The 11,959-nt window shown below is 71.5% G+C and carries 10 protein-coding genes; 4 read left to right on the forward strand and 6 right to left on the reverse strand.

Annotated elements, in window-relative coordinates:
* Positions 1-14: 14 nt before the first annotated feature.
* Together ABZT14_RS16430 and ABZT14_RS16435 are read right to left on the reverse strand one after the other, a co-directional pair.
* The gene (locus ABZT14_RS16430) at positions 15-1,031 is read right to left on the reverse strand and encodes a 2-oxoacid:ferredoxin oxidoreductase subunit beta (RefSeq protein ID WP_356303110.1); all 1,017 of its coding nucleotides are present in this window, start codon (positions 1,029-1,031) and stop codon (positions 15-17) included.
* Between the two features lie 106 nt (positions 1,032-1,137).
* Positions 1,138-3,051, reverse strand: a complete 1,914-nt coding sequence (locus tag ABZT14_RS16435; protein ID WP_356302518.1) for a 2-oxoacid:acceptor oxidoreductase subunit alpha — start codon at positions 3,049-3,051, stop codon at positions 1,138-1,140.
* Positions 3,052-4,228: 1,177 nt separating this feature from the next.
* Between ABZT14_RS16435 and ABZT14_RS16440 the strand changes: the two genes are divergently transcribed.
* Positions 4,229-4,552: a MerR family transcriptional regulator gene (locus tag ABZT14_RS16440; protein ID WP_356302521.1), complete on the forward strand. Its 324-nt coding sequence runs from the start codon at positions 4,229-4,231 to the stop codon at positions 4,550-4,552.
* Positions 4,553-4,836: 284 nt separating this feature from the next.
* Here ABZT14_RS16440 and ABZT14_RS16445 read toward each other — a convergent pair whose 3' ends face one another.
* The 4 genes from ABZT14_RS16445 to ABZT14_RS16460 all read right to left on the reverse strand — a co-directional run bounded on the left by ABZT14_RS16445 (position 4,837) and on the right by ABZT14_RS16460 (position 9,266).
* Complete coding sequence (locus ABZT14_RS16445) at positions 4,837-6,330, reverse strand: DEAD/DEAH box helicase (protein ID WP_356302524.1); 1,494 nt, start codon at positions 6,328-6,330, stop codon at positions 4,837-4,839.
* A 312-nt stretch (positions 6,331-6,642) separates the two neighbouring features.
* Entirely contained in the window at positions 6,643-6,846 is a 204-nt protein-coding gene (locus ABZT14_RS16450) for a cold-shock protein (RefSeq protein WP_030877404.1), read from the reverse strand.
* A 347-nt stretch (positions 6,847-7,193) separates the two neighbouring features.
* Positions 7,194-7,853, reverse strand: coding sequence for a response regulator transcription factor (locus tag ABZT14_RS16455; protein ID WP_356302529.1), 660 nt, complete (start codon positions 7,851-7,853; stop codon positions 7,194-7,196).
* A 90-nt stretch (positions 7,854-7,943) separates the two neighbouring features.
* Positions 7,944-9,266 carry a sensor domain-containing protein gene (locus ABZT14_RS16460; RefSeq protein WP_356302531.1) on the reverse strand — a complete coding sequence of 441 codons (1,323 nt, stop codon included), beginning with the start codon at positions 9,264-9,266 and terminating at the stop codon, positions 7,944-7,946.
* A gap of 382 nt (positions 9,267-9,648) precedes the next feature.
* Between ABZT14_RS16460 and ABZT14_RS16465 the strand changes: the two genes are divergently transcribed.
* From ABZT14_RS16465 to ABZT14_RS16475, 3 genes are all read left to right on the forward strand, one after another.
* Positions 9,649-10,020: an NADH-quinone oxidoreductase subunit A gene (locus ABZT14_RS16465; RefSeq protein ID WP_356302534.1), complete on the forward strand. Its 372-nt coding sequence runs from the start codon at positions 9,649-9,651 to the stop codon at positions 10,018-10,020.
* Complete coding sequence (locus ABZT14_RS16470; RefSeq protein WP_356302537.1) at positions 10,011-10,679, forward strand: NADH-quinone oxidoreductase subunit B family protein; 669 nt, start codon at positions 10,011-10,013, stop codon at positions 10,677-10,679. Before ABZT14_RS16465 ends, ABZT14_RS16470 begins: the two co-directional genes overlap by 10 nt.
* Positions 10,676-11,959 (forward strand): NADH-quinone oxidoreductase subunit C (locus tag ABZT14_RS16475; protein ID WP_356302540.1); only part of this gene is annotated, 1,284 nt, incomplete at its 3' end. The genes ABZT14_RS16470 and ABZT14_RS16475, both read left to right, overlap by 4 nt.

Below are 11,959 nucleotides of genomic sequence, written 5' to 3' on the forward strand. Positions count from 1 at the left end.
GGGAACCAGCGGGACTAACCCACCACGGTCCAGGTGTCACTCCCGGCCAACAACGAGGCCAGATCACCCTTGCCGTGCTGCTCCACGGCCCGCTCCAACTGCTCCGCCATCAACTGCTCGTACACCGGCCGACGCACACTGCGCAGCACACCGATCGGCGTACGGTGCAGGGTGTCCGCGTCCGCCAACCGCGACAGGGCGAACGCCGTCGCCGGCGACTCCGCGTGCGCGTCATGCGTCAACACCGCGTCCGCGCCCACCTCGGCGACCTCGGCCACCCGCAGCTCACCGGTCGCCGGATCCCGCACCACACCCTGGGAACCCAGACCGTCCTCGTCCGGCAGGCCGAACCGGATCGGTTGCCCGTGCTCCAGCCGGATCACCGCCTCCTGCGCCTGCTTCTTGTCCTTCAGCACCTCGAAGGCACCGTCGTTGAAGATGTTGCAGTTCTGGTAGATCTCCACCAGCGCCGTACCCGGATGGTCCGCCGCCTCCCGCAACACCTGCGTCAGATGCTGACGGTCGGAGTCCACCGTCCGCGCCACGAACGACGCCTCCGCGCCCAACGCCAACGACACCGGGTTGAACGGCGAGTCCAGCGACCCCATCGGCGTCGACTTGGTGACCTTGCCGGCCTCCGAGGTCGGGGAGTACTGCCCCTTGGTCAACCCGTAGATCCGGTTGTTGAACAGCAGGATCTTCAGGTTCACGTTCCGCCGCAGCGCGTGGATCAGGTGGTTGCCGCCGATCGACAGCGCGTCGCCGTCACCGGTCACCACCCACACCGACAGGTCCCGCCGCGCCGAGGCCAGCCCCGTCGCGATCGCCGGCGCCCGCCCGTGGATCGAGTGCATCCCGTAGGTGTTCATGTAGTACGGGAACCGCGACGAACAGCCGATACCGGAGACGAAGACGATGTTCTCACGCGCCAGCCCCAACTCCGGCATGAACCCCTGCACCGCGGCCAACACCGCGTAGTCACCACAGCCGGGGCACCAGCGGACCTCCTGGTCCGACTTGAAGTCCTTCATCGACTGCTTGGCCTCGGCCTTCGGCACCAGAGACAGCGCCGTCGGCTCGGGCGGAGCGGGAGGTTGTCCGGTCAGCGGGGTCTCCTCCACGAGACCCGGTGACACCTCAGTCATGGTGCGCTGCCTCCTCAAGAGCGCTGATCAGGGCGTGCTCCAACTGCTCGGCCTTGAACGGCAGGCCCGTCACCTGCGTGAACGAGGCCACGTCCACCAGGTATTCCGCCCGCAGCAGCCGAGCCAGCTGCCCCAGGTTCATCTCCGGCACCAGCACCCGGTCGTAGGACCGCAGCACCTCGCCCAGGTTCGCCGGCAACGGGTTCAGATGCCGCAGGTGCGCCTGCGCCACGTGCTGCCCGGCACGGCGCACCCGCCGCACCCCGGCCGTGATCGGACCGAAGGTCGACCCCCAGCCCAACACCAGCACCCTGGCCTGCCCGTCCGGGTCGTCCACCACCACGTCCGGCACCCGCACCCCGTCGACCTTCGCCTGACGGGTGCGCACCATGTGGTCGTGGTTCGCCGGGTCGTACGAGATGTTGCCGGTGCCGTCCTGCTTCTCGATCCCCCCGATACGGTGCTCCAACCCGGGGGTGCCCGGCACCGCCCAGGGCCGCGCCAGGGTCTCCGGGTCCCGCTTGTACGGCCAGAACACCTCGGTGCCGTCCGCGAGTTCGTGGTTCGGCCCGGAGGCGAACCGCACCCGCAGGTCCGGCAGTTCGTCCACCTCCGGCACCCGCCACGGCTCCGAGCCGTTCGCCAGGTAGCCGTCCGACAGCAGGAACACCGGGGTCCGGTAGGTCAGGGCGATCCACGCCGCGTCCAGCGCCGCCGTGAAACAGTCCGCCGGCGTCGAGGGGGCCACCACCGGCACCGGGGCCTCACCGTTGCGCCCGTACAGCGCCTGCATCAGGTCCGCCTGCTCGGTCTTGGTCGGCAACCCCGTGGAGGGACCACCCCGCTGGATGTCCACCACCAGCAGCGGCAACTCCAGGGAGACCGCCAGCCCGATCGTCTCCGACTTCAACGCCACCCCCGGACCGGAGGTGGTGGTCACCGCCAACTGCCCACCGAACGCCGCCCCCAGGGCCGCGCCGATACCGGCGATCTCGTCCTCCGCCTGGAAGGTGCGGACACCGAAGTTCTTGTGCTTCGACAGCTCGTGCAGGATGTCCGAGGCCGGGGTGATCGGGTACGAGCCCAGGTACAGCGGCAGGTCCGCCTGCTGGGCGGCGGCGATCAGCCCGTAGGACAGGGCCAGGTTCCCCGAGATGTTGCGGTAGGTCCCCGGAGGGAACGCCGAGGCGGCCGGGGCCACCTCGTAGGACACCGCGAAGTCCTCGGTGGTCTCGCCGAAGTTCCAACCCGCCCGGAACGCCGCGATGTTGGCCTCGGCGATGGCCGGCTTCTTGGCGAACTTGGTCCGCAGGAAGGTCTCGGTGCTCTGGGTGGGCCGGTTGTACATCCACGACAGCAGGCCCAGGGCGAACATGTTCTTCGACCGCCCGGCCTCCCTGCGGCCCAGGTCGAACTCCTTGAGGGCCTCCACCGTCAACGTGGTCAACGGCACCGGATGGACCCGGTAGGCCTCCAGCGAGCCGTCCTCCAGGGGGCTGCTGTCGTAGCCCACCTTGGCCATGGCCCGCTTGGTGAACTCGTCCGTGTTGACGATGACCTCCGCCCCGGGCGGGAGGTCGGCCACGTTCGCCTTGAGCGCGGCCGGGTTCATCGCCACCAGGACGTTGGGCGCGTCACCCGGCGTCAGGATGTCGTGGTCCGCGAAGTGCAGCTGGAAGCTGGACACTCCCGGCAGCGTCCCGGCGGGCGCGCGGATCTCCGCCGGGAAGTTCGGCAGCGTGGAAAGGTCGTTTCCAAAGCTGGCGGTCTCCGAGGTGAAACGGTCACCGGTGAGCTGCATTCCGTCACCGGAGTCACCGGCGAACCGAATGATCACCCGATCCAGCTGCCGGACCTCCTTGGGATCCTGCGGCTGGTCTTCGGTGGTGTCGACCTGGCTGGTCACTGCTGGGAACCTCCTCACGAGGCTGCGACTCGCCCGCCATCGTACGTGGGTAAGGGTCTCCTACCTTCGGGCGCCTACATCGTGGAACGCCCAGTGAGACGAGTGAAGTCCCGCCCGGGTGTGGCCCCTCTTCACGGAGTTGTGTGACAAATAGGGGCACCTGTGGATAACTCGACGCACGCTTCCGGCGATCCGTGCAAGATGGATCCCGCCGCGGTGATCTCCGCTTCGAGCACCGCACGGACCCGCTGTGACCTGCCATGACGCATGGCCGGCCACCGGGTGAGGCGGAGGTCGATCACGCCCGGGGGCCGGTTTGCGCGCACCCCCGGGCGTCTCGGAGGAGGTGGCGGAGGGTGGGCATGGGGGGAAGGGGGGCAGGGGAAACCCCGAAGACCGTCGGCTGGCCTGACATCCCCGGCTCGGCCTGACCTGTTCCGACCTGACGCCTTGGGCCCGGCCCAGCCCGGCCTGTTCTGGCTCGGGCTGACGCCTTGAGCCTGCCTGACCTGTTCTGGCTCGGGCTGTTTCTGCCCCGACCTCGCCCAGTCTGTTCCGGCCTGTTCCGGCTTGATGCGGTGGTTCGGTGACCGGGATCGTTCCTCGGTTGTCGGGCCGCTCGCCGGTTTCCGGGTTGGGGGCCCGGGCGGGGGCCTGCCCTCTGTGGGTCGGCTTCGTGGGGTGATTGCCCGCCGGCTGGCTCTGGCCCTGGGGTGGTCGCCTTCCCCCGGCCTCGGGGGCCTGCCGGGGCCTCTGGTGGGTGGGACGCCTGTGGGGCCGGGGCCTCTGGTGTGGGGGGCTGGTCTTCCGTGGGGTGCCGGCTGGTCCGGTCCGGGTTGGCGTGGGGGTCGGGCGATGGTGGGCGAGGGGCGGGGTGGCTCTACCGGTTCCGGGAGGGATGCGCCACGCGTTCCGGGAGAGGGAGGGACGGGCCACCAAAGGAAGGGGGCCTTGGTGCACCATTGGATGCGGACGTGACCCGTCGGGCGTGCCCCGGCCGGTTATCCCGTCATCCCCGGCGCGGGACGGGGGCCACCACGAGGCCCCTCCATGCGCGGCGTGGCCAGGTGGGTTCCGCGGTCCTGACGGACAACGGGACCCCGCCGGGGAAGCCCCGGAGCCCCGATGCCGGGTGTGACAACGCGATCTCCGGGTGGTACGAGCCGTGGAAGGTGCAATGGACCCAGAACCCCAAGCCCTCGACAGCAAGCTGGATGACGAGGACTACCCCGCCTACAGCATGGGGCGGGCCGCCGAGTTGCTGGGAGTCACCCCCGCTTTTCTGCGTACTCTCGACAAGGCCAAGCTGATCGCCCCCCTGCGGTCCGCCGGGGGGCACCGCCGCTACTCCCGTTACCAGCTACGGGTGGCCGTCCGCGTCCGTGAACTGATCGACGCGGGCACCCCGTTGGAGGCGGCCTGCCGCATCATCATCCTTGAGGACCAACTGGAAGAGGCGCAGCGCATCAACGCCGAGATGCGGGCCCGACAGGGGAAGTGAGCGTCGGCCGCCACCGCGTTCCGCCCGTGACCGCCCAGCCCGGGATCCCGCCCCACCCACGTCCACCCACCGTGATCGCCCCGCCCCTGCCCCGAGGAGCCCCTGCGTCCCGCCCCGCCGGTCAACCTCCCGCAACGGCAACGGCAACGGCAACGGCAACGGCTACGAGGGCGGCGGACGACCGACGGTGCTGGACGGGCCGCGAGGTGTTCCCCGACGGTCGTGGCGGGGGCGTTCCCGGGTGGGGCGACGGGTCGCCGCCCCACCCTGGAACACGGACCGCCTCAGGCCGCGACGGCCGGACGCGGTGAACCGGGACGACCGCGACGCCCGGGGCCTCGACGGCGACCCCGCCGTGACGGGGCGGCCTCGGTCGAGGTGATCGTGATCGGTACCCCGGAGGGAGCCTGGGCCCCGGTGATGCGGGTCAACTCCTCCTGTCCGGGCCGTACCTGGGTGACGCGCGGCCGGATGCCGGCGACCGCCAGCAGCCGGGCCACCTCGCGGCGCTGCTTGGGCAGGACCAGGGTGACCACGCTGCCGGAGGCGCCGGCCCGGGCCGTACGTCCGCCCCGGTGCAGGTAGTCCTTGTGGTCGTGGGGCGGGTCGACGTTGACGACCAGGTCCAGGTCGGCGATGTGGATGCCCCGTGCCGCGACGTTGGTGGCCACCAGCACGGTGACCAGGCCGTCGCGGAACTGTGTGAGGGTGCGGGTCCGGCGGGCCTGCGACTTGCCGCCGTGCAGGGCGCCCGCGCTGACCCCCCGGCGCAGCAGGTCCCTGGTGAGCCGGTCGACGGCGTGCTTGGTGTCCAGGAACATGATCACGCGCCCGTCCCGGGCGGCGATCTCGGTGGTGGTGTCCCGCTTGTCGGTCTCCTGGACGTGGAGTACGTGGTGCTCCATCTCCGTGACCGTGGCGGTCGGCGGGTCCACGGAGTGGACCACCGGGTCGTGCAGGTAGTCCCGGACCAGCCGGTCGACGTTGCGGTCCAGGGTGGCGGAGAACAACATGCGCTGGCCGCCCCGCGCCACCTGGTCGAGCAGCCGGGTCACCTGCGGCAGGAACCCCATGTCGGCCAACTGGTCGGCCTCGTCCAGCACCGTGATGGCGACCTGGTCCAGGCGGCAGTCGCCGCGTTGTACGAGGTCGGTGAGGCGGCCGGGGGTGGCGACGACCACCTCGGCGCCGTCGCGCAGGGCGGCGGCCTGGCGGCCGATGGACACCCCGCCGACCACCGTGGCCAGCCGCAACTGGGTGGCCCGGGCGTAGGGGGTGAGGGCGTCGGTGACCTGTTGGGCCAGCTCGCGGGTGGGCACCAGGACCAGGGCCAGCGGTTCGCGGGGTTCGGCACGTCGGCCGGCGGTGCGGGCCAGCAGGGCGAGGCCGAAGGCCAGGGTCTTGCCGGAGCCGGTACGTCCGCGCCCCAGGATGTCCCGTCCGGCCAGCGAGTTCGGCAGGGTGGCCGCCTGGATGGGGAACGGGACGGTCACGCCCGCACTGGAGAGCCGTCGTACCAGGGGCTGGGGCAGCCGCATCGCGGCGAAGCTGTCGACGGCGGGCAGCATCGGGATGCCGCTCGACATGGCCGCGAACTCGGTACGGGCGCCCCGGCGGTTACCGGTGCTGGCGCCGGACGCCTCGGGGGCTGTCCTCGCCGGGCGGCTGCGCCCCCGTCGTCGACGGGAGGGGGCCGGGGAGTCGGCCGTGTGGGCGGGCGACCTTCTCGTACGAGGGGGATTGTCGGAACTCTGGGGGGAAAGCCTGCCAGGCGTCATGGATGGCCTTTCTCGGCGGGTGTGCTCGGGAATACGTCGAGGAATTCGGACGGTTTATCTCTCCACGAGCAACCCGCGAGAACCAGCCGGTGAAGGCGGAACGCGCCGCGCTTGTCCGGGTTCTTCGTGGCGGTGATTTCCTCACGCCTGCCGGCGTGGGCGGGCTCGGTCCGGGGGCGCTGTCCGCCCTCTCGCGGGGTGAGCCGGTCTCCGGGTGTCCCGGTGCGGGGATCGGTTTCCCTCCCCGGAAAAGCACGTAGCGCTGGGGCCCACACCCGAGGTGCGGGCCCCAGCGCTACAGATGCGTCAGCTTCAGGCGGGAACGATGTTCTCGGCCTGCGGGCCCTTCTGGCCCTGGGTGACGTCGAAGCTTACCTTCTGGCCTTCGAGCAGCTCGCGGAAGCCGGTGGCGTTGATGTTCGAGTAGTGGGCGAAGACGTCAGCGCCGCCGCCGTCCTGCTCGATGAAGCCGAAGCCCTTTTCCGCGTTGAACCACTTCACGGTGCCAGTAGCCAAAATAATTCTCCTTCTGGGCTGTGCCCGGAACCCACACTGTGCACGTCCCGGAGTCACTGGTAACGATCGCCCGTATCCAGGGTTCCTGGAATTGTGGAGATCTCCACCCGGCCGGCTCGCGGCGTGAGTGTGTCAGCAACTGCAAAAACAGTAGCATGTGCCGCCGGCTTGTCAAAACCTTTCAGAAAGGGAGGAAGTGGCGCCGAATAATATCGACGGAGGTCAGACGAAATTCTGTCGCGAGCACGCCAGATATTCTCGCCGCCGGCCACCACAACCGGCCACCGGCCCCGTCGACCACCGGCGCGCGGCGCACCGTCCACGGGCCCACGCCGGCCCACCGCCCCTCAGTTCTCCAGGTACCGCAGCACCGCCAGCACCCGACGGTGGTCCCCCTCGCTGGGGCTGAGGTCGAGCTTGAGGAAGATGTTGCTGATGTGCTTCTCCACCGCCCCGTGGCTGACCACCAGGGTGGAGGCGATCGCCGCGTTGGTGCGCCCCTCGGCCATCAGCGCCAGCACCTCACGCTCCCGTGGCGTGAGCCCGGCCAACACGTCCTGTTTCCGGCTGCGGCCCAGCAGTTGGGCGACCACCTCGGGGTCCAGGGCGGTACCGCCCTCGGCCACCCGTACCACCGCGTCCACGAACTCCCGCACCTCTGCGACCCGGTCCTTCAGCAGGTAGCCCACCCCCCGGCTGGAGCCCGCCAGCAGCTCGGTGGCGTACTGCTCCTCCACGTACTGCGACAGCACCAGCACCCCCAGGTCCGGGTAGCGGGACCGCAGGGCGACGGCCGCCCGCACGCCCTCGTCGGTGTGCGTCGGGGGCATCCGTACGTCCGCCACCACCACGTCGGGGAGCCGCCCCCCGTCCGCGAGTTCGGCGACCCGGCGCACCAGCGCCTCCCCGTCACCGACACCACCGACCACCTCGTGGCCCCGGTCGGTGAGCAACCGGGTCAGCCCCTCCCGCAGCAGCACCGAGTCCTCGGCGATGACCACCCGCACCCTTGCCCTCCCGCTCTCGTCGGTCGCGCCCCGTCCACCGCGCGGGGTTCAGCATCCCACCGTCGTCCCCTCAGTCCCGCTCCGTCCCGCTCAGTCCCGCCAGGGCAGTTCGACGGTGACCGTGGTCGGACCGCCCTCGGGGGAGTGCAGGGCCAACAGCCCGTCCACCGAGTCGAGCCGTTCGGCCAGCCCGGCCAGACCCGAACCGTTCTCCGGGCGGGCACCGCCCCGGCCGTCGTCGGTGACCTGGAGGATGAGGCGGTCACCGCTGCGCCAGATGTCGACCTCCGCCTGGCGTGCCCGACTGTGCTTGCTGATGTTCTGGAGCAGCTCGGAGACGGTGAAGTAGCTGATGCCCTCGATTGCCTGGGCGGGGCGGGTGGCGAGGTCGACCTGTACCTGGACCGGCACGGTGCACCGGGTGGCGAGGTGGGACAGGGCCGGGCCGAGGCCCCGGTCGGTGAGGATCGCCGGATGGATGCCGCGCGCCAGGTCCCGTAGCTCCTGGAGGACGACCTTCACCTCGCCGTGGGCCTCGTCGACCATCCGCGCGGCGGCCTCGGGGTCCTGGAGCAGCTTCTCCTTGGCCAGGCCCAGCCCCATGGCGAGGTTGACCAGGCGGGCCTGTGCCCCGTCGTGCAGGTCCCGTTCGATGCGCCGCAGGTCGGCGGAGGCGGTGTCGGTGACCGTGAGCTTGTCCCGCTCCAGTTCCCGTACCCGGCTGGCCAGCGGGGAGGGGCTGAGCAGCCAGGTCAACAGCAGCCGGTCGACCTGGGTGAGACCCATGACCACCCAGGGGGTGACCAGGGTCAGCAGCAGCCCCACCAGGGAGGTGAGGGCGATCTCCGGGACGCTGTCGACGTAGTGGCTGCCCTCGACGGTGCCGTCTCCCCACAGCTGGAGGCCGGGTTCGTCGAGGTAGTGGGGGAAGGTCCAGGCGTAGAGGGGGTAGGTGAGGGCGAGCAGGGAGTAGGTGGAGAACATCAGGCTGACCACCCCGGCGACCAGCGCCCAGGGCAGGTGGACCAGGGAGTAGGCCAGCGCCCGCCAGGACTCGCCGTTCCTGAGGGAGGCCGACAGCCAGCCCATCAGTCCCCGCCCCGAGTCGGCGCCCGACTGGGGGGAGCCCACGTCGTAGCGCAGCAGTACGCGGGCGCGGCCACGTTCCAGCGCGCCGACGCCGCCGGCGTAGTGCAGGGTCAGGGCCAGCAGGGGGATGCCCAGGAAGGTGATCAGCAGTCCGAGACTGGCGGCGAGCAGCGCGACGCTGAGGGCCCAGAACACCGCCGCCAGGGGGATGCCGCTGACCACGTAGGCCAGCTCCCGCCAGAACCGGCCCGACAGCGGCGCCCTGGCGAGGGAGGGCAGGGTGCGTTCCCGTCGCGCCTGGAGGGTTTCGAGAGTGGTGACCATCGGGCCTTCCCCGTCCGTACCGCCGTGTCCCGCCGGTCCGTTGACCGGTCGGCAATGCCAGGACAAGCCTCGGTGCCGGGGGCGGTCGGGCGCCATCGGGTACGTCGGCGTTTCCGCCCTGGGGTTTTCCCCACCCCTGGTACCCCCACCGGCGCCCCCCGACGCGGCGCCCCGGAGACGGCCTCGCGGCCCGGTCCCGTCGGGGTGTCCGGGACGGAACGGGACGTGCCCTCCGGCGTCCTCGTACGGCAGGCCAGGGCCTAGACTCCCGGGGTACGGAACGCCGAACGACCCCCGTCCCCAGGGCCCGCGAGGGGTGACGGCGCATCCCGACAGGTGCCCCCGGTGGGCGGGCACCCCGACAGCGAGTGAGGGCGAGGACGTGCCGGACTACTTCCACGGCTACACGGTCGTCGGGTTGGTCGCGGTCGTGGGAGTGCTCTTCGTGGCGGTGGCCTTCGCCACCGGCCGACTGCTGCGCCCGGTGGTGCCGACGCGGGAGAAGATGCTCACCTACGAGTGCGGGGTCGACCCGGTGGGCGAGGGCTGGGCGCACACCCAGATCCGTTACTACGTCTACGCCTTCCTCTACGTGATCTTCGCCGTGGACTCGATCTTCCTCTTCCCCTGGGCCACGGTGTTCGCCGAGTCCGGGTACGGCGCGGTGACCCTGGGCGAGATGTTCGTGTTCCTGGGCTTCCTGACGGTGGGCCTGCTGTACGCCTGGAAGAAGGGGGTCCTGGAGTGGAGCTGACACCCCGTACGTCCGGTACCACGGTCGACCTGCCCGAGCCGAGGCTGGGGCCGCTGGCCCGGCTGGCGCCGGAGCCGATGAAGGTGGTCCTCAACTGGGGCCGCCGCTACAGCCTGTGGGTCTTCAACTTCGGTCTGGCCTGCTGCGCCATCGAGTTCATCGCCGCGTCCATGGCCCGGCACGACTTCATCCGGCTGGGCGTGATCCCCTTCGCCCCCGGCCCCCGGCAGGCGGACCTGATGGTGGTCTCCGGCACGGTCACCGACAAGATGGCCCCGGCGGTGAAGCGGCTGTACGAGCAGATGCCGGAGCCCAAGTACGTGATCTCCTTCGGCGCCTGCTCCAACTGTGGCGGCCCCTACTGGGACTCGTACGCGGTGACCAAGGGCGTGGATCAGATCATCCCGGTGGACGTCTACGTACCGGGCTGCCCGCCCCGACCGGAGGCGCTGTTGCAGGGCATCCTGAAGCTCCAGGAGAAGATCGCCCGCGAGTCCTCCGCCGAGCGTTACACCCGCCGCCCCTCGAAGGCGGCCCTCCGGGGCGGGCTGGTGGCCCCGCCCGCCACCCGGGGCTCCGACAGCGCCCCGGACAGCGACTCTCACGGCGATTCCCACGGCGACTTGGGCGGCGCCCCGGACGGGGAGGGGCGGCGGTGAGCGAGGAGCCGGAGGCCAACGGCCCGACCGCACCGGTGGGTTGGCTGCCCCAGGACGCGGAGACGCTGTTCGGCGAGGGCGCCACCGCCGAGGAGGCGTACCGGCTGCTGACGGTGGACGTGCCGCCGGAACACTGGATCGAGGCCCTGACCACGGCCCGGGACCAGCTGGAGTGCCGCTACTTCGACTGGTTGAGCGCCGTAGACGAACCGGACGCCGGCTTCCGCATCTGTGCCCACCTCGCGGCACTGCCCGTACCGGGCCGACCCCTGCGGCGACTGCTGCTGCGGACCACGGTGGACCACGCGACGCCCGTACTGCCGACGGCCACCGGGGTGTTCGCCGGGGCGACCTGGCACGAACGGGAGACCCACGAGATGTTCGGGGTCGACTTCACCGACCACCCCGGCCTGGAACCGCTGCTGCTGCCCGAGACCTTCGAGGGCCACCCGCTGCGCAAGGACTTCGTGCTCGCCGCCCGGGTGGCCAAGGCCTGGCCCGGAGCGAAGGAGCCGGGCGAGTCGGACCACGGCGGCCCCAAGCGGCGGCAGATGCTGCCTCCGGGCGTACCCGACCCCAACGAGTGGGGGCCGCTCAAGGGCCAGCTGCCACCCGCGCCCGCCCGCCCCGCCCGGGGCCGTGCCGGTGCGGCCCGCGCGGAGGGTGAGCGTCCGACGCGGCGTGCGCGCAGTGCCTCCGGGGGCTCGGCCAGCCAACACGGGGAGAGCCCGGAGCGTCCGGCGCGGCGGACCCGTACCGCTTCCGGGGGCTCGGCCAGTCAACGGTCCGAAGAGGCCGCCTCGGCCACCCGGGAGACCTCCGGCACCGAGCCGTCGGGGGAGCAGGCCTCGAAGCCGGCGTCCACCCCGGGGCCGGCCGGCACCCCCGCCGAGGGGACCACGGCACCTGCGGCACCCTCGCCACCGACGGCGCCCCGTTCCTCGGACGCCCCCTGGCACCACGCGGAACCCGCCACCGGTGAGGGCCATACCGAGAAGGCCGGGGAAGCCGAGCAGCCCGGGCCGACCACACGGAGGGGTACGGCCGGGGAAGCACCCGCCACCCCCGAACGGACCCCGACCCCCGCCGACCCCACCGGCCCCACCGGTGCCGTGACCTCGACCGGGGAGCCCGCCCGTACGGACAGCCCTGGCCCCTCGGCGGGGTCGGCGCCCTCGGAGGGTGGGCCCCGGGAGGACGCGTCCACCACCGGTGGGGCACCGGCTGAGCCGGCGCCCGAGGGCGAGCCGGCGGGCACCGCCCCGGGCAAGCCCGAGGCG

Origin of the sequence: Streptomyces sp. NPDC005438, assembly GCF_040606315.1 — a bacterium.
Taxonomy (GTDB): domain Bacteria; phylum Actinomycetota; class Actinomycetes; order Streptomycetales; family Streptomycetaceae; genus Streptomyces.

Bases quoted from the DNA above. Each gene is read 5' to 3' on its own strand.
- ABZT14_RS16445 (WP_356302524.1), bottom strand. From the start codon at position 6,330: ATGACGCCTGGCAGGCTTTCCCCCCAGAGTTCCGACAATCCCCCTCGT.
- ABZT14_RS16460 (WP_356302531.1), bottom strand. From the start codon at position 9,266: ATGGTCACCACTCTCGAAACCCTCCAGGCGCGACGGGAACGCACCCTG.
- ABZT14_RS16440 (WP_356302521.1), top strand. From the start codon at position 4,229: ATGGACCCAGAACCCCAAGCCCTCGACAGCAAGCTGGATGACGAGGAC.
- ABZT14_RS16430 (WP_356303110.1), bottom strand. From the start codon at position 1,031: ATGAAGGACTTCAAGTCGGACCAGGAGGTCCGCTGGTGCCCCGGCTGT.